The sequence below is a fragment of the Pseudolactococcus plantarum genome (assembly GCF_002441715.1).
Classification (GTDB): Bacteria; Bacillota; Bacilli; order Lactobacillales; family Streptococcaceae; genus Pseudolactococcus; species Pseudolactococcus plantarum.
In genome coordinates this window covers 80,789-99,391 of sequence record NZ_JXJX01000006.1, presented here as the reverse complement: position 1 = coordinate 99,391, position 18,603 = coordinate 80,789, and the positions used below count along the sequence as shown (strand labels likewise).

The 18,603-nt window shown below is 37.1% G+C and carries 19 protein-coding genes; 2 read left to right on the top strand and 17 right to left on the bottom strand.

The window, feature by feature from the left end:
- Window positions 1-5: 5 nt before the first annotated feature.
- Complete coding sequence (locus tag RU87_RS04980; protein WP_068161866.1) at window positions 6-731, top strand: 3-oxoacyl-ACP reductase; 726 nt, start codon at window positions 6-8, stop codon at window positions 729-731.
- Between the two features lie 32 nt (window positions 732-763).
- On the opposite strand, the gene folP is transcribed toward RU87_RS04980, so the two are convergent.
- The 14 genes from folP to RU87_RS04910 form a co-directional block, all read right to left on the bottom strand.
- Window positions 764-2,191 carry a dihydropteroate synthase gene (gene folP, locus RU87_RS04975; protein WP_082782152.1) on the bottom strand — a complete coding sequence of 476 codons (1,428 nt, stop codon included), beginning with the start codon at window positions 2,189-2,191 and terminating at the stop codon, window positions 764-766.
- Window positions 2,191-2,763, bottom strand: a complete 573-nt coding sequence (gene folE, locus RU87_RS04970; RefSeq protein WP_068161863.1) for a GTP cyclohydrolase I FolE — start codon at window positions 2,761-2,763, stop codon at window positions 2,191-2,193. Before folE ends, folP begins: the two co-directional genes overlap by 1 nt.
- A 131-nt stretch (window positions 2,764-2,894) precedes the next feature.
- Window positions 2,895-3,395: a 2-amino-4-hydroxy-6-hydroxymethyldihydropteridine diphosphokinase gene (folK, locus tag RU87_RS04965; RefSeq protein WP_068161860.1), complete on the bottom strand. Its 501-nt coding sequence runs from the start codon at window positions 3,393-3,395 to the stop codon at window positions 2,895-2,897.
- Window positions 3,388-3,750 (bottom strand): dihydroneopterin aldolase, encoded by a 363-nt coding sequence (gene folB / locus RU87_RS04960; protein WP_068161858.1) that lies wholly within the window; start codon window positions 3,748-3,750, stop codon window positions 3,388-3,390. The genes folK and folB overlap by 8 nt, the downstream gene beginning before the upstream one ends.
- A gap of 179 nt (window positions 3,751-3,929) precedes the next feature.
- A complete protein-coding gene (gene rpsO, locus RU87_RS04955) occupies window positions 3,930-4,199 on the bottom strand; it encodes a 30S ribosomal protein S15 (protein ID WP_061774191.1) in 270 nt (89 codons plus the stop codon).
- A 138-nt stretch (window positions 4,200-4,337) separates the two neighbouring features.
- Complete coding sequence (gene pknB, locus RU87_RS04950) at window positions 4,338-6,290, bottom strand: Stk1 family PASTA domain-containing Ser/Thr kinase (RefSeq protein ID WP_068161856.1); 1,953 nt, start codon at window positions 6,288-6,290, stop codon at window positions 4,338-4,340.
- A 1-nt stretch (window position 6,291) separates the two neighbouring features.
- A complete protein-coding gene (locus tag RU87_RS04945) occupies window positions 6,292-7,038 on the bottom strand; it encodes a Stp1/IreP family PP2C-type Ser/Thr phosphatase (protein WP_068161851.1) in 747 nt (248 codons plus the stop codon).
- 128 nt (window positions 7,039-7,166) lie between these two features.
- The gene (gene rsmB, locus RU87_RS04940) at window positions 7,167-8,480 is read right to left on the bottom strand and encodes a 16S rRNA (cytosine(967)-C(5))-methyltransferase RsmB (protein WP_068161849.1); all 1,314 of its coding nucleotides are present in this window, start codon (window positions 8,478-8,480) and stop codon (window positions 7,167-7,169) included.
- Window positions 8,473-9,402, bottom strand: a complete 930-nt coding sequence (gene fmt / locus RU87_RS04935) for a methionyl-tRNA formyltransferase (protein ID WP_068161847.1) — start codon at window positions 9,400-9,402, stop codon at window positions 8,473-8,475. Before fmt ends, rsmB begins: the two co-directional genes overlap by 8 nt.
- Before the next feature lie 188 nt (window positions 9,403-9,590).
- Entirely contained in the window at window positions 9,591-10,373 is a 783-nt protein-coding gene (pflA, locus tag RU87_RS04930) for a pyruvate formate-lyase-activating protein (RefSeq protein ID WP_068161844.1), read from the bottom strand.
- A 253-nt stretch (window positions 10,374-10,626) separates the two neighbouring features.
- Window positions 10,627-11,361 carry a LytR/AlgR family response regulator transcription factor gene (locus RU87_RS04925; RefSeq protein ID WP_068161841.1) on the bottom strand — a complete coding sequence of 245 codons (735 nt, stop codon included), beginning with the start codon at window positions 11,359-11,361 and terminating at the stop codon, window positions 10,627-10,629.
- Window positions 11,358-12,536, bottom strand: coding sequence for a sensor histidine kinase (locus RU87_RS04920; RefSeq protein WP_167373828.1), 1,179 nt, complete (start codon window positions 12,534-12,536; stop codon window positions 11,358-11,360). Before RU87_RS04920 ends, RU87_RS04925 begins: the two co-directional genes overlap by 4 nt.
- A gap of 652 nt (window positions 12,537-13,188) precedes the next feature.
- Window positions 13,189-14,535 (bottom strand): hemolysin family protein, encoded by a 1,347-nt coding sequence (locus tag RU87_RS04915; RefSeq protein WP_068161835.1) that lies wholly within the window; start codon window positions 14,533-14,535, stop codon window positions 13,189-13,191.
- 62 nt (window positions 14,536-14,597) lie between these two features.
- Complete coding sequence (locus RU87_RS04910; protein ID WP_068161831.1) at window positions 14,598-15,725, bottom strand: AI-2E family transporter; 1,128 nt, start codon at window positions 15,723-15,725, stop codon at window positions 14,598-14,600.
- A gap of 138 nt (window positions 15,726-15,863) precedes the next feature.
- On the opposite strand from RU87_RS04910, the gene RU87_RS04905 reads away from it, so the two are divergent.
- On the top strand, window positions 15,864-16,301 hold the full coding sequence (locus RU87_RS04905; RefSeq protein ID WP_068161829.1) for a GNAT family N-acetyltransferase: 438 nt from the start codon (window positions 15,864-15,866) through the stop codon (window positions 16,299-16,301).
- Between the two features lie 21 nt (window positions 16,302-16,322).
- On the opposite strand, the gene rsmA is transcribed toward RU87_RS04905, so the two are convergent.
- Genes rsmA through RU87_RS04890 form a run of 3 tightly spaced genes read right to left on the bottom strand, consistent with a single transcriptional unit; the run spans window position 16,323 to window position 18,518 of the window.
- Window positions 16,323-17,192, bottom strand: coding sequence for a 16S rRNA (adenine(1518)-N(6)/adenine(1519)-N(6))-dimethyltransferase RsmA (gene rsmA / locus RU87_RS04900; protein WP_068161826.1), 870 nt, complete (start codon window positions 17,190-17,192; stop codon window positions 16,323-16,325).
- A complete protein-coding gene (gene rnmV, locus RU87_RS04895) occupies window positions 17,192-17,755 on the bottom strand; it encodes a ribonuclease M5 (protein ID WP_068161823.1) in 564 nt (187 codons plus the stop codon). The genes rsmA and rnmV overlap by 1 nt, the downstream gene beginning before the upstream one ends.
- Window positions 17,748-18,518 (bottom strand): TatD family hydrolase, encoded by a 771-nt coding sequence (locus RU87_RS04890; protein ID WP_068161820.1) that lies wholly within the window; start codon window positions 18,516-18,518, stop codon window positions 17,748-17,750. Before RU87_RS04890 ends, rnmV begins: the two co-directional genes overlap by 8 nt.
- Window positions 18,519-18,603: the final 85 nt, after the last annotated feature.

Genomic DNA, 18,603 nt, shown 5'->3' with positions numbered 1-18,603 from the left:
TATGTATGAAAAATACACCAGCAAAACGTCAGGTATTAGTCACTGGCTGTGCCTCAGGAATTGGACGCGCACAAACTGAACTATTTTTAGAAAATGGGGATCATGTAGTTGGGATTGACAAACAAGCACCCAGTTCGTTGACTCACCCTCATTTTTGCTTTATCCAAGCAGATCTAACGACTGATTTAACCTCAGTTTTTTTTGCACTCCCTCACACATTTGATATCATTTGTAATACTGCTGGCATCTTAGATGATTATAAACCCTTACTCGAGTTAACAGATACAGAGTTTGAGACTGTTTTTCAAACCAATCTGCTTGCTGTCATTAACATCACACGACAGTTTTTACCCCAGATGATTGACAAACAATCAGGTATTATCATCAATATGTGCTCGATCGCTAGTTTTGTCGCAGGTGGCGGTGGCGCCGCCTATACCACTGCTAAACACGCCTTAGCTGGCTTCACCAAACAACTTGCTCTAGACTATGCTCGAAGTGGCGTGCAGATTTTTGGTATCGCACCAGGTGCCGTAAAAACAGGCATGACACAAGCAGATTTTAATGACAATAATGGAAAAATGGCTGAGTGGGTTGCAAATGAAACCCCTGTAGGCCGTTGGGCTGATCCTATAGAAATTGCTGAGCTTACTTTGTTTTTAGCTTCTGGAAAAGCCAGCTACATGCATGGTGAAATCCTAAAAATTGACGGAGGCTGGACCCTTAAGTAACAAAATATAAAAATTCACATTAAGCAAAGTGCTTAATGTGAATTTTTTAATCGTTCAACAAAACTTGTCATCTCTCTAGCTGATTTAACATCGTGAACACGTAGTATTTTTGCCCCTCTACGATACATTTCTGTTGCCGCAACAAGTGATAGATTAGCACGTGACTCTTTGGGTAAATCAAATAGCTGTTTGGCCCAGCCTTTATTTGAAATAGCTGTCATGATCGGTCTACCAAAAAGGGTTAAGTTCCCTACTGTGTTCATCATCGCCAGATCCTGATGTACATCTGAATCTTTAGAGTAGCCAATCCCTGGATCAAGTGCAATACGCTCACGTTTGATGCCCGCTTCTTCCAGACAAGCCAGATTTTCAGAAAACCACGCCAACATATCTGCTGAAATATCTTTGGAGATCGGTTTATGACGAGGGTTAAACATACTTAGTAAGCCAACTGTTGTTTTAGCTAATAAAACTAATTTTCGCGCATCATCTGTAAAGCCATTGATATCATTTATAATATCTGCACCAGCCGCAATCGCTGCCTCCATGACATCATATTTATAAGTATCGACAGCAATAATTGCGTACGGATGTAAGGCTTTAATCTCTTGAATCACTGGGACAACACGTGCAATTTCTTCTGCTGCTGTGATTTCTAAAAAGCCTGGTCTTGTAGACTGACCACCAACTTCTATGATATCAGCGCCATCAGCCAGTTGTTGTGTGGCCTGTGCTACAGATTGCGCTACCGTCCCAACAGCCTCTCCGTTATAAAAAGAATCCGGACTCACATTTAATACGCCATAGATGATACCAGTTTCTTGCCCTAACTCATGTCCGTTTGCCTCCCAAACAACACGATCTCCTTGTAATTTAGCAATGATACTCTTGGTTGCACGACCACGATGTTGATAATTGAGTTGTGCTAAAGTGGTCAACTCGGCGATGGTCTTCCCTGTTTCGGTTACAAAAATAGTATCTAATCCAAGACCAAACTCGCCTCGTGCTTCTGTAGAAACTGCAACACCACCACGCCCTTGAGAAATCAGAATGTGTTGCTCAGGCGTTATCAAAACAAAAATAGCAGATAAATAGCCACTACGATCACCAACAGCTTGGTATAAGTCTAATATGTACTGATTCTCTGCCTGCACTGACGCAAAATTAAGTCTTTTAAATTCACGGCCAGTCACTAAGCCAAATCGATCAGGAAACGCAGATAAAAACATCCCAGAATCATCACCTAGTACATATTCATCTGGCAATAAATCATGTATAAACTCGGCTTTACTTTTAGCATTACCTATTTGATCATCTGTCGTTTCTTTTGGAAACACCTGCTCATCAATCAATTCTCGGTAATTAATCAGCGCAATCCCATACAAGTCGAAAAATTTAGCAACATCAGCTGTCTTAGCAGAATTATTAGAAGCAAAAACAATTCGATTTGGTAATCCCATTAATCACGCACCTTCATCATAAATTCTTGTCTCAACAACGTATCTGTCTTCAGAAGTCCTTTATAAAGACTCGTTGTCGTATAGGTTCCCGGTCTATTGATCCCACGCATTTCCATACACATATGTCTAGACTGAATATAGACCGCCACGCCTTTAGGATGCGTGATACGTTCCATTTCTGAGCAAATCAAGGCAGTCATATTTTCCTGAACACTCGGTCTGCGTGCTGCCCAATCTACTAATCTAGGAATTTTACTTAACCCAATAATTTCCCCATCAGGTATATATCCAACACTGACTGTCCCAAAAAAGGGAAGCAAGTGGTGTTCACACATGGCATAAAATGGGATATCTGCAACAATCACCATATCTGTTTCTTGATCGGTAGGAAATAACTTATAATTGTTGAATTGTGTTTCACCAGTTGCAGCAAATATTTCTGAATAAGCTTTGAATACACGCTCTGGTGTCTCAAGTAGCCCATCACGATTGGGATTATCGCCAATTGCTTGTAACAGATTTCTTGTACCTGTTTCTATTTGTTCTTTGTGTTCATGAGAAATTTTTGTCATAATTTTCTTTCTAATGATGTCGCGATATCATCTGATAGCGATGCGTTACAAAATGTTAAAAGGGGTTATTGTCACATCAACCACTCGCTAATCAAACCACGTCGTACGTTGCATAACGCTCATCGCTATTATCAATAATTAATACTTGGCTGAATAGCTCTAACCCAATTTTGATCACGTGTCTCAGCTAGTAACTGAGTAGTTGTGTTGATAACTTGTTGGTCGTCTATAACTTGTGCGACTTCAAGTAATGGCTGTAAAACAAAAAGGCGATTGGCCATCTCCGGATGAGGAATTTTCAAAGTATCTGTCACGAGCTCTACATCATCAAATAATAAAATATCTAAATCAATCGTTCTCGGTCCCCAATGAACCGTCTTAACCCGTTTCATTGCTTTTTCGATAGCTTGAGTCTGAATCAGGAAATCGGCTGGAGTAACAGTTTTTGGGAGTCGTAAAGCAACAACTAGATTATAAAAATCATCCTGAACAACTTCACCAACTGGCTGTGTTTCATATACTTTTGAGATAGCTAATATACTGTAGTGATCTTTCAAATGCGTGATCGCCGTTTGTAAATTCGCTAGTCTATCACCAATATTTGTGCCTATACTCACATACACCTTAGGCATGACTTCCCTCCACCGTGATAATCACATCATCAAAGACACCAGCAATAGGCACTGAATACTTCTTAACTGATAACTCAATTCTTTCAGCCTTAGGCAACTTCTCTAATAACACAGCAAGGGTGCCATTAGCGACTGACTCCATTAAATTAAATTGATGGTGGGTAACAAACTCTTGAATAATATCGTAAACATCGGCATAAGAAATTGTTGTCGTTAAATCATCGTCTTTCACTTTGCCTTCAATATCATAATGCACTGTCACATCTATTGAAATTTGTTGACCAAGTGTTTTTTCTTCAGAAAATACGCCATTATAGGTATAAAAGCGCATATTTGTAATTTGGATTTTACCCATCGTTGCTCCTAAATTCTTGATTTCTTGTTTTTAAAAATACAACTAATACTAGTTTATCATATTTTGATAGCAAATTTATACCTTGCGTATGAGCTAATGCACTAAAATAGGCCAACAAAGATGATACAAAAAAACGCATGGAAAGCAAATTCCCATACATTTTTCAGAGTCTTAATAGATTAACGACGAAGACCAAGTGAAGAAATTAATTCACGGTAACGTGGAATATCTTTTTGACGTAGGTAAGCAAGTAAATTACGACGGTGTCCAATTTTTTTCATCAAACCACGGTAAGTTGCGTGGTCTTTTTTATGATTTTGGATATGATCGTTAAGGTGGTTAATTTCCCAAGTCAATACAGCGATTTGTACTTCTGGTGAACCAGTATCGCCCTCAGTACGTGCGTATTGCTTGATGATTTCAGTTTTTTTCTCTTTTGAGATTGCCATGTGTTTCTCCTTTTAATGATTGAGTTTAGCTCAACCCTTTTTTATTACTGTCTCCGTGCTAAACGTTTGGCTTTCGTAGAGCTCAGACACAGTTGGTACTTTATCTATTATACAGATTTTTTTGTAGGTGTCAACTGATTATGATTTAGGAGGGGTAGGAGATGGAGATGGATTTGTACTACCATCTTCTTTTTTCTTAGCTGCTTCATCAGACGCCTTTGATGCACTCGCTGAGGCACTTGCTGAAGCACTCGCCGAGGCACTTGCTGAAGCACTCGCTGAGGCTGATTCACTTGCTGAAGTACTTGCTGATTTTGATGCTGATTCAGATGCAGCTTTATCTGCTGCATTGGCATCAAACTGAAGGACAGACAACACGATCTTATCGCCAATATTAAACGTATCTCCTTGCGCAGGGGTAGATCTAATTACATAACCATCTGCACTTTGATCCGTTGTTGGAATATACTCAACTGTAATATCAGACGCAGCTACACCTAGATTTTGCAGCTCTGCTTTCAAGTTCGCAACCGTCTTGATACTCAAGCCATTTTGCAGATAAGTAGGCATAGTCACTTCATTACCTTCAGATACCTCAAACACAATATCACCTGAGCCATCTAAGTCAATTAATTCTCCTTTACCAGGCGTTTGTTTCACGATTTTACCTGCGCTGATAGCATCTGACTTAACAAGTTTTTTCTTAATTCTACTTTCAGCTACATTATATTTCAGTACCAAATCGTCAGTTGCCTCAGAAATATTCCAGCCGACATAATTTTTTAATCTGACAACATTACCACCTTTGGACACATACAAATCAATACTAGATCCTTCTTTTTTGACTGTATTTGCTTCTGGGTTTGTCCGAATGACTCGGTCTTTGTCGATTTCACTGATTTCTGTAATTTCTTTACCAACTTTAAGTTTTTTACTTTCCAGTTTTGCTTTAGCCTCAGATACTGTCATCTTGCTAACATCTGGCACTTTAACTTCTGTAGGTGTCGTCAAAACAAGGGCAGCAACGGCAGCTGCTAGAAGCACAGCAATCACACCAACTATGATAAGCCCTTTAGTTAATCGTCTTTTTTTAGAAGTTGTTCCTAGAGGTTCAAGCCCAGACGTTTTCCCAGCAGCATCTGGTGTTTTAGTTACTTTATGTACGAGTTTATCAGTATTACCGTTATCAGGAATAGCCATCGTAGGTAAAATTTTTGTTGCATCTAGATCTTCAGCAAACAAAAGTTTCGGATCATGTGCATGCGCGTCACTCAAAGCTTCATCTAAATCTTTTCGCATATCTGCAGCAGTTGCATAGCGATCTGATAATTTTTTAGCTGTTGCTTTTATCACAACATTTTCCAATGATTGTGGCACATTTTTATTTTGATGAATAATGCTAGGTAAATCTTCTTGAAAATGTTTCAAGGCGATCGTCACTGCACTATCACCATCAAAAGGAATCTTTCCTGTCAACATCTCATATACAATTATACCAATCGCATAGATATCACTCTGAGGTGTTGCATTACTACCACGTGCCTGTTCCGGACTAAGATAGTGGACAGAGCCGAACATCGAATTTGTTTGCGTTAGAGATGTCTCTGACACGGCTTTAGCGATACCAAAGTCAGTGACTTTAGCAGTGCCATCCTTTGTTATCAGGATATTTTGTGGTTTCAAATCTCGGTGAATAATGCCACTTCTGTGCGCTAAATCCATGGCAACTAAAATTTCATCACCGATTCGAATCGCTTCTTCATTAGATAGAGGTGCATGTTCATTGATATACTGTTTGAGTGTTAAACCATCCACATACTCCATCACAATATATTGTTGATCATCTGCATCACCTACATCTGAAATACTGACGACATTAGGATGATTCAATTCTGACATTGCATATGCTTCGCGTTGAAAGCGTGCAATAGCCAAACTATCATTTTCAAAATTTGAGCGCAGAATTTTAATCGCTATTTGACGATTATCCAGATAAGTGTCTTCTGCTAAATAAACATTGGCCATGCCACCACGACCAATTTCTTTTATCACTCGATAGCGATCTGCATAGATTTTTCCGATTTGTATCATCTTACAGGTCCCCTTTATCAAATTTCACCAAAATCACCGTAATATTATCTAAGCCACCATGCACATTAGCTAACTCTACGAGTGCTTCAGTTTGGCTAGACAATTCAATATCTTTTTGAACGATATCGATAATGTCATGTGGCGCAACCATATTAGTTAGCCCATCTGAACTCATAATAATCACATCATCTGCATCAATCTCTACTGATAAAATATCAACCTCAACTTCTGTCGGTTGTCCTAGAGAACGCGTGATAATATTTTTATTAGGATGTTTTTCAGCTTCATCTGGTGTGATTTCACCTGCATCCACCAATTCTTGAACCAATGAATGATCACGTGTAATCCGAATCAATTCACCATTTTTGATAATCTGAGTTCTAGAATCACCAACATGTGCACAAATGATTTGATGTTTTTGAATCACAACAGCTTCTAGTGTTGTGCCCATACCTTTATAATCATCTAATTTACCAAGATTGGAAATATTTTCATTTTCAGCACGGATTTGTGTCCGTAACCAAGACTGAATCTCATCCGAAGAGGTCTGACTTGTAAAAGTCGTCTCTTCCCATAATTTCCCTAAATCTTCGACAGCAAGCTTACTTGCAACATTTCCTGCTTTATGCCCACCCATACCATCAGCAAGCAAAAAAATCCGCTCACCCTGCTGATTTTCATAAGTGTCGGCATGATCTTGATTGTTGGTCCGTTTTTGCCCAACATCTGACAAAATACTGTACTTCATGTAAGTCCTCATCCAAGCTATGAAGCTAACAACTCGTGTTAACTTCATACAATTTCTTTTGATAGTTAAGTGCGTCTATAGTTGACAGTCGGCTAAATTACGTCCAATACTGTCAAAAAAACTAACTCTTATTTTTTACGTAATTTTGCAATAAAGAAACCATCCGTTTGATAAGCATCTGGCGTTATAAAAATACAACCATTTTTGACTAAATCTGACCGCTCATGTGTCAGAGGAATTTGTTCAAATTCAGGATGTTTTGCCAAAAATTTTTCTATTACTTGGTAATTTTCTTCATCAAAGATAGTGCATGTACTATACACCATGATACCACTACTTAAAAGCGTTTTGCAAGTATTATCTAAAATCTCAAGCTGGATTTCCTGCAATGCATCAAAATCTGTTATTTCTTTTCGATATCTAATATCTGGTTTACGGCGAATTAGCCCAATTCCTGAACAAGGTGCATCAACCAATATCTTATCGAAATGATCAGGGCCAAACGTTTCGAATGCTTTTCTTGCATCCAATTTTGTTAAGCTGATCTTATCTATTTGATGCAAACGTTCAGCGTTTTGTTGAATCAAGCGTAGTTTATGATCATATAGATCTAAAGCATCTATATGCCCTTTTTCTGACAAGTATTCTGCAATATGAACAGTCTTGCCTCCAGGAGCTGCACAAGCATCTAAAATCTTATCTGACGGTTGCGCATCTAAAACAGTTGCAACTAGCTGACTTGATTCATCTTGAATTGTAATTAACCCATCATTAAAGTCTAGTAAATCTGAAAAATGACCGGATGGCGCAACAATACCCGTAGGTGAAATTTCTGATAAGCTAACCTCAAACTCTTTAGCAAGCTTATTAAACTCAGTTGTCACATCTGTTAAACTCGTGTTAACTCTCAAACTTGCTTTGCTTGGTTCTTCGATACTTTTAAATATCTTAACCGTTTTGTCAAATCCAAAATTTTGAATAAACTTTTTAGTCAACTCAATTGGCATTGAATATTGGATGGATAATTTTTGTGTTGAATCTGAAATTTCATCAAATGAAGGTAAGTCCGAACGCGTAAAATTGCGTAAGACACCGTTGACAAATCCTGATAATCTCTGATCCCCTTGCTTTTTAGCAATTTTAACCGCCTCATCAACTGCTGCTGATGTCGGAATTCGATCCATGTAGACGATTTGATATACCGTCATAGCAAGTAAATTTTTCACCCATTTTTTAGTTTTTTTAACATATGGTTTCGTATACCAATCTAGTGTCAATTTCTTTGAAATTGTACCATAGACAAGCGTTGTCACCAGATTTTTATCTAATTCTGTCAGATTTTCAGACTTAATTTTTTCGTTAAGCGCAATATTTGCATAAGCATTATTGTTTAACACGTCATTTATAATTGAAAGTGCTACGCGTCGTGGATTATTACTCAAATTGATCTCCGATATTAATCATTTTACCTAAGCCATTTAAAAAATCTTGGATAGGCATTTTTGGTTTTCCTGCAGGTTGAACGCTTACTAAGCTAACTGCTCCGTCATGGGTTGCGATCACTAAACTTTTTTTAGTTTTATCGATGACTTGACCCGGTTTTCCTGATCCTTCAGCTACCCTAACAGCATGTAACTTAAACCTCGCGCCTTGCCAAGTAGTATGTGCAACTGGCCAAGGAGACATGCCTCGAACTTGATTAAAAACATCACGTGCTGAGGCAGACCAATCAATCTTCTCCTCTTCAGATGTAATATTTGGAGAAAAAGTCACCAGTTTTTCATCTTGAGGTGTCGGATGTAACTTTCCTAATAAATAATCTGGTAAAGTTGCTAATAAAAGATCACGACCAACGATGCTCAATTTTTCAAACATGGTACCAACATCATCTGTATCTGTGATGGGAATGGCTTTTTGAGAAATCATATCACCTGCGTCCATTTGTTTGACCATCTCCATAATTGTGACGCCTGCTTGTTCATCACCATTTATGATGGCATAATGAACGGGTGCTCCGCCTCTATACTTTGGTAACAAACTAGCGTGTACATTAACTGCGTGCGTAACTGAATTAAGCAGCTTCTCTGGTAGAAATTGGCCAAAAGCAGCCGTTACGATAATATCAGCACCAAGTTGCATTAGGTCTGCCATTTCATCAGATCCTGAAATTTTTTCTGGCTGATAAACTGGCAAGCTATATCTTTGTGCCGCTACTTTGACAGGTGTCATTTTTATTTCTTTTTTTCTGCCAACTGCACGATCGGGTTGCGTGACTACTGCAACAACCTCATAACCAGCTTCGATAAGACCATCTAAAACTGGCACTGAGAATGCTGGTGTACCCATAAATATTATTTTTGTCATATTTTAACTCTCTCTAACGTTCATAAAAAAGCTTATAGGCCCATTATACCACAAACTCAGTTTCTACTATTAAATACCTCTCCAAATGAAACACATCATCTACTGTCCAAACTTGTGACGTTCTTGATACAAATAATAGCCAATAGATAAAATAAAGCCTAAATGCATTAGACTTTATTTTTATCTTCTCAATTTTTCACACGTTGCAAATAGTTCTGATAATCTTCAGTATGTAACAGGTCCTTAGCATTCGCTACTCGATCAGCACTTGGGGGTTGGACACCTGCTAAAGGATAGTCCCACCCAAGTTCACGCCACTTGAACTCGCCCATCGTATGATAAGGCAACACCTCAAATTTTTGCACATTTGATAAGGTCTTGACATACTCTCCTAGCGCAGCCAAATCTTCATCAAAATCAGTTTCACCCGGTACTAATACATGTCTTATCCAAACTGGGACTTGTTTATCTGACAGATATTTTGAAAATGCTACGATTGTACTATTTTTATGGCCCGTTAAGTCGCGATGTCGCACATCATTAATTTCTTTGATATCTAATAGCACTAAATCAGTCACAGCAAGTAAACGGTCAATCTCTTCAAGCTTCTCTGGCTCAGTTGAGTAGGGGAGACCACAAGTATCTAAGGTACAATGAATGCCTAAGGCCTTAGCTTTTGTGAACAAAGCTGTCACAAATGGCATTTGTAGCATCGCCTCGCCACCTGACACAGTAATGCCACCTCGTGTTCCCCAAAATGACTTGAATTTCAAAGCTTCTGATAAGACATCATCCACCGTTCGTTCTTTAGCTTTTTCATTTTGCATCGCCCAAGTATCTGGATTGTGGCAAAATTTACAACGCATTTTACAGCCTTGCATAAAAATGACAAATCTGACACCTGGTCCATCCACACTTCCAAAACTTTCAGTCGAATGGACAAGACCGGTCACATCTCCTATGTTCTCCATATTTAACACTACTTTCTAGTCGTAAACTTTAAAGTGCTACGTCACTTAATTGATATGCTAGCACTAGTTAGGCTATTTAAACAGATCAATGCTTGTATCTATCAATTTATCTCTAATTCTATTCTACGTTATTTTGAAAGCGTTGACAACTATTTGTATAAACAGGGATTTCACGATTATCTTGTTTTCACCTCCACGTTGACACAGATACTACTTGACGACAAACACAGATAATCAGTAATTGTGACATATCTCACGTAATCCCTAATTGATTCATTAGCTTAAATCCTGCCCTTGACACTGGAATTTTTGTATCATCATCCAACACAATCACTTTTTCTTTTTTGTAGACCCGTTTGATACACTCTCGGTTAACCAAATACGACCGATGCACTCTGACTAATCGCTCAGACATTTCTGATATGTCGTTCATGTTGCCGTACATGGTCAAAGTCTCACCATCCATTTGGAGTAAAAGTTTATGTGGAATACCAGTCGTCTCAAAGTAAAAAATATCTGAATAAACTGCTTCTATCACCTTTCCTGTTCGAGAAGTATAGGAAAAAATAGCTTCTAATGGTTTTAGTTTATTAATATCAATGAAGTGGTCAATATTTTCTTGTATTTTTTGATCAAATTCAGCTTGAGGCATCATTTTGTCAATAAAGTCATGTGCATTGACCTTGTATTCATAGGTAATCGGCGCAAATTCAAGGTGAGTAGTCACAAAACTAATTTGTCCTATCGCATCTTTTTGTCTTATTTTTTCAGCAATAATTAAGCCAGCATTCTGCATACCTTTGATCGCAATATCTAAAAAGTAAATATTATTTTGCGTTAGATGTGTGATACTCTCTAAAAAGTCTCTGGTTTTATCATATGTTATCACTTCTGTAATCGGGTACTTCTTTGTTTTCAAATACTGTTTGATTAAATTTTCTAGTCTAAATTGCTGAACAATATCATCTTCTAAAATATAAATTTTCAACTTTGCCTCATCTCTAACTCAATTCTGTATTTATGGTTTTTAGCTTGGATATGGTAGCTAACCCATGGATATGATGCGACGATTTTTTCAAGATTAGCCAGTCCATGTCCCCTTTTACAGCCTTTTGTAGAATATCCCCTATCGAAAATTAAATGTGTTGGTAATCTTTCTTGTCGCATCTCATTTTCAACGACAAAATATCTAGAGTTGCCTTTGTCAAAGATAGCCAGTCGCACAACGGGTTGTGTAGTCCCCAAAGTTTTTACTTCGTCAATCGCATTGTCTAACATGATGCCGAGCAATCTGACAATATCCAGGTTATCAATTTGTAAATGCGCTATCACCTGTGGTATCTCTAGTTCCATACTAATATTATGACTTTCTGCCTGCAGTATTTTTGCAGTAATGACACTTTTGACCTCTAAAACTTTGATGTGACTTAATTTTCCTACCTCTTGTTTATGTTCCATGAAACCAATATGACACTTTTTTAAAATCTCAACATACATGCTTCTGATTTCACCAACTTCCTTAGTAGAGATAGTTTCTTGCATGGATAATAAAATATTTGTAAAATCATGATAAACAGCTCTAGCAGACTCGGACGCAGTTTCCACCTCTTTGGTATAGATTGCCAATCCTGATACCAAATCATCTTTGCGGTTAATCAGTTCTTGCACTTCCCACTCTCTATAGTTGACACGCATCATGAATACGATCAAAATAAATAACAGCATACAAATCATAATCGTACAACCAAAATGAACGTTACGCCTATCTGAAATCAACCCGATGTAAGTACTATAACTATAGCAACATAGCATGACGATGTTACATATAATCATCACATGATGTTGCGTTTTTGCCAAATCACGCCTCTGTCCTTGCACCGTATCGGATAACCCTACTGCTTTCTGATATTCTTCAACAAGCTGTTCACAAATGATGAATTGTCTTGGTGTTATTTTCGTGTATTTGACCATTAAAAGACAAATAGGAATGACACTTATATAGCCAATCAGGGTAGTCGTCGTAGCTTGCTGAAAAGTGAATATGCCGTTTAGCATAAAGCTACTGACAAACTCTTTTACATAGAAAGACAAACTCAAAGCGAACAGGACATAAAACAGACTAACACCTATATTTTTATCAACTATAGCCCACCAAAAAAGCATATAGCATATTAACTCGCATAGTATCAGTAATAAATTTGGTGTTTTGAGTAGAAAAACAGCACCCAATACAAAAAAAGGATGTCCTAATACAAAAAACAACAGACAATAGTGCTTCATTTTCAAATACATCATTTTGTTTAAGATATAAAGAGAGACGACACTCTGTAACAAGATAGAAAAAACAAATAAAAAAATATCCCCATTTAATATGATCACCTTCCTACCCCCCTAATAGTTAACACTTTATCAGTAGTCAGTTATTCATTATTTTACTTTTTTAATTAACAATTCTAGCTCAATATTCTGTTATTTTAATTATACTATAAATAATTAGATTTTTCCTGAATTCATTTTAATAACATCTTTCCCTAATCCTGATAAGGGTGTTTGTTTGCAACCACTCTAGAGAAAATCGCTGAGCTATTTGATATACTTTTCTTATCTTAATTTTACAGAAAAAAAGATCGTTTGTATTCAACATACTGTAAATGGTTAAAAATATGCCAAATATGACATTTATAATGCATGAGTGACAATAATATACCATCAGTAATCATAATTGACTCACTATTTTTGTTTTTTAATCCATAAAAAAGGATGATATGCTAAGATATCATCCTTTTTTATCGTTTACTAGGTAATCTGACGCGTCTTAAGATAGGTGCTCTGCTATGGATTTTAATTCTTCTCCATGAAATGTCACACGTAGCTTAACTAATCTTGTCCCATCAACTTCTAAACTTGTTAACGTCAGATTGTCTTTTTCTGTAATAATATCATAGTCAATCTGTTCTTTTTCACCGGGAATTGCACCAATACCAGCCATAAAGTATCCCGCAACTGTATCAACATCGTCAGATTCTAAGTGCGTATCAAAATATTCATTAAAATCATTTAAAGTCAATCCACCTTTGACAACGAACATATTGTCATTGATTTTAAAGACATCTTTTTCGGCTATATCCGATTCATCTTCAATTTCACCAACAATTTCTTCTAACAAATCTTCAAGCGTTACAATACCCTCAACACCACCATACTCATTTAGCAAAACAGCCATCTGATTATGTGTATGTTTTAACTCTCTTAAGAGATCATCAACAAATATTGTTTCAGGAACAAACAACGGCTCTTGTAAAATATTTGCCAACTCTAGTTTATCAAATCCTTGTGTATAGCCGTTTTTAAGTAGCGTTTTAGTGTGCAATACACCAACGATTTTATCCTTATCATCATCATACACTGGAATTCTACTATAGTTTTGTCCCAGAACTGCGATAATATTATCATGCACATCATCATTGATGTCAATCATAAATGCGTCTGTTCGCGGCACCATAATTTCTCGCGCCATCAACTCATCTAAGCTAAACACACCTGCCAACATCTCACGTTCATTTTGATCTAATACTGTATTATCCGTATTAAGCAAATATTCAATTTCATCACGTGTCATGTTTTCACTATCATCATCAAATGTCATGGGTGTTAACTTACTCAAAACATTTGTGGATGTTGCTAACAACCAAACAAAAGGATGCATGATGTGGCCTAGTATATTAAGAGGAGTCACAGCAGCAAGTGCATACTTTTCTTTTAAATTTTGCGCAATCCTTTTTGGATAAAGTTCACCAAATACAATGGATATGTACGTCAAAATCGCAAGAATAATAATCGATGCTAAGGTTTTAGCTGTTGGTGTACCACCCAACAAAGGTGTCAATCTAGATGCAAGACTTTCTGCTAAACTTGCCCCAGATAAGATATTAATCAGTGTGATACCGATTTGAATCGTTGATAGAAAATTACTAGGCTGATTTAAGATAGCAAGTAATTTTTGATATTTTTTATCCCCTTCTTCTGCTCGTTGCTCAACTCTTGAGCGACTAGTAGATACTAGCGCCATTTCAGCGCCAGAAAAAAGAGCATTGATGATCGTCAAAATGATCAATAAAGCAATTTGCAGTAGTAGGGACTGACTATCAGGGTCAGGGTGCATGAATATTATTCCTCCATATTTCACAAATAGTTAAGCTAAGCACGACACTAAGATTAACATAATTATTTATCTATTATATCATACTTCTTCAAACCATCGCTAGTTAGTTGTATTTGCCTATGATTTTCCCATAATTTCCACGAAAACTTGACTACCTCTTTCACTAAAGAGTAGAACGGTACAGCAATCAACATCCCTACTAATCCGTAAAGACTACCTGCCACTAACATGAGTACCATAATCGTCACTGGATGGACCTCTACAGCTGAACCGACAACTCTAGGATAGATGATATTGCCATCAAGTTGTTGTAATACTAACACGACCACTATCGCAATCAAGGCTTGTACAGGGTGAGCAAAACCAACTGATAAGACGACAGGAGTCAAGCCAATATATGGCCCTAAATAAGGAATTAAGTTGGTAATTGCTGCAAACACCGCAAATAAAAAGGCATAAGGAATCCCAATAATGAGATAGGAAATAAAAACCGTGACAAAAATAAATAAACAATCGATAGAGGCACCACTGATATATTTGGAGATTGTTTTGTTCATGTCATCCAACAAAGATGCGATATTTAATTTGTCTCTTTTTAAAATCGTTTTTTTCAAGAACGGTAACATATTCTTACCATCTTTTAACATATAAAATAGTAAGATAGGCACTAAACCAATAATCATCACAACTTTGGAGATAACACCTACAACATTTGATAAGCTAAAGGTAACACCCGATAATAAGTTTTGTAACACATCCATATAACTAATATTGGCTTTATCAATCAAGGCTTTAAAATCAACGTCTTTGAAAGCTGGATTTTGTGATAAACGATCTACCCACTTTTGTAAATTGGGTACCAGTGATCCAGATGCTGAAATCAGACCCGATAGTTGCGTGATTACATTAGGGACTAAAGACACAACTGTATAAACAAATAGGCCAATAAGCAATATAAAAACAATTACAATGCCCCAGATGCTAGGTAACTTAAATTTTTTCTCTAAATAAAGCACTACAGGATTGAAGACATAATAAAGAAACCCCGCTATGATGAAAGGGATAAATACTAACGAAAATAATGCTGTTACAGGCTTAAAGACAAATCCGATTTGTGTAAATACCCAAATCAAAATGACGAATGCCAGTATTTCTAATGTCCAGAAAAATAATTTTGAATTTTTAAACATTTCAGTTCCTTTTATATCTACAATATTTTTGCTATAATATCCTTAATTATAGCAGATTTTTTAGCCTATTATGCTTTTTTACTTCTAAAGAATAGTTTAAAGCATATCAAATACCTGTAAAGGACTATAAAAAGAGATATGGAAATCAAAGAAACACAGGATACAGCCTCAACCACTTACAAAGATGCGCTAGATATACGACGTGCTGTCTTTGTTGTCGAACAGCAAGTCCCTCTAGATTTAGAGATAGACCAGTATGAAGCAGACTGCACACATTTTGTCTTATATACCTCGGAACAACTACCTGTCGCCACCTTACGCACTCTAGTGACTAAAGACGACGATGACGTGCTAATCCAACGTGTTGCGACGCTTAAAAACCATAGGGGAAATGGGTATGCAGCTTCTCTAGTAACTGCTGCTTTAGCGTATCTGAAAACAAAAAATATCACGTGTGTTGAACTCCATGCTCAACTACAAGCTATACCCTTTTATGAAAAATTAGGCTTTCAGGCCTTTGGTTCAGAATTTTTAGATGCTGATATATCGCACATGGCGATGAAAAAAACAATCTGACAAGTTTTTGTCAGATTGTTTTTATTTTAGTGGCAAAAGTGCCTCGGATAACTTTGCAAATTCTGGTATTGTCAAAGCCTCTCCTCGGATTTGTGGAGAGATATTAGCTTCCTCTAAAGATTTTGTGAGTTGCTCACGAACCTCATCAGTCTTACCAAAAACTGCTTGAAGGTTGTTCCATAACGTTTTTCTTCTATGCGCAAATGCTAGTTTAGCTACTTTAAAGAAAAAGTCTTCATCAGAGACAGCTACCATAGGCATATCACGTCGTGTCATTTTCAAAATAGCAGAATCAACATTTGGTGCAGGCACAAATACGGTTTTCGGTACGATAAAAGCAACTTGAGCTGTCATATAATACTGTACAGCAATACTCAAACTACCATAAGCTTTGGTATTAGGTTCGGCAGAGATGCGATCAGCAACTTCCTTTTGCATCATCACAATGAATTCAGAAAAAGGAATTTTACTTTCTATGAGATGCATCAAAATAGGTGTTGTGATGTAGTAAGGAAGATTAGCGACAATTTTTATCGGCAAATTTGGATTCTTAAATTGTAAAATGCGTTGTTGTAAATCTGCTTTGAGAATATCCTCATTAATAATCGTTACATTTTCAAAATCACGTAATGTATCTGCCAAAATTGGAATCAGTCGATCATCTATCTCAAATGCCATCACCTCTGCAGCATTTTCTGCTATAAATTCAGTCAGTGCACCAATGCCTGGTCCAATCTCAATCACGTTAACGTCTTGATTAATCTCTGCTGTATCGACTATTTTTTGTAATATATTTGTATCTGTTAAAAAGTTTTGACCCAGACTTTTCTTAAAAGAAAAGCCGTGACGATCTAAAATCGCTTTCGTTACACGATAGTCTGCTATATGCATTAAAATTTCTCCATTATTTCTTCAACCTCTGCTAATGTTACACCAAACAACTTTAATCTTTTTAGCTGTTGCTTGGCATTACAATACCCTATCCGTAGTGCTTCACCTAAATATTCTCTTCTTATTCGGCTATCTACATGTCCTATCAAGCCTAAGCGAACTAAGTCAGCATGTGTGATATCAAAGTCATCTTCATCTTCAAAATTCGATGTTAAGTTGTTTAGTGCCTTTTCTAAATCCAGCTTACTAGCGTGTTCTACACCTAATGAACGCCCCTTTGTTTTAGATTTTGGCTTTGCTTCATCTCTATTCAAAAAAGCATGTTTAACCGTTGGAATAGCCGTCATAATCAAACGACGAATGCGTTCTCCACTATGATCAGGGTCTGTAAAGACAATGACTCCACGTAACGCATTTAAGCGCTCAATCCGTGCGATATCCTCTTCAGAAATAGCAGATCCCTGTGTCTCATATGTATCTACATGATAGTATTGTTTAAGATTAGCTGTGTCATCTTTTCCTTCTACTACGATAACCTCTGAAATTCTTTTTTTATCATTCATCGATATCAAACACTTTCAAGGCATTGTGATAAGTTGCTAGTGCAACCTCTGAAGCAGACATCCCACGAAGTTCAGCAATTTTCTCTACCACAAATTTCGTATAGGCAGGTGTATTTTCACGCCCCCTAAAAGGCATCGGTGCAAGATAGGGTGCATCAGTTTCTACTAATATTTTATCTAGCGGTAACAATTTTGCTGCTTCTTGAATATCCAGCGCTTTTTTAAAGGTAACGACCCCAGAAAAAGAAATCATCATCCCTAAGTCAATGAATTGCATCGCTTCTTGATAACTTCCAGAAAAAGAGTGCATAATCCCACCTCGTGGCCCCACTCCTTCTGATTTGATAATCTCATAGGTATCAGAAAGTGCATCGCGTGTATGTACCATAAAAGGTAGATCATGATCTTTAGATAACTGTATCTGTCTACGAAAAACCGTTTCTTGCACTTCTTTGGGATCTGACATCCAGTGATAATCCAGACCAATTTCTCCTAAAGCCACTACCTTAGGATCCCCTAAATGATCTGTTAACATCTGTTCAATCTCAGACGAATAAGAACCCGCCTCAGTGGGATGCCATCCTATTGTTGCGTATAAATTATCAAATTCAGTAGCTAAAGCCAAACTTTTCTTAATCGTTGGGGCATCAAATCCAACAATATTCATTTTTGTAACACCAAATTCAAGCGCTTTATCAATTTCTTGAGCTTCACGACCCCAAAATTGTTCAGCATTTAAATGCGTATGTGTATCAAATATCATGTGTTCCTCTTTAAATTCATCTTCTAGCTATAAGTCAACTCTTCTTGGTTTGTGAGTTGCTGATTAATGCTATTTTTGGTTTATT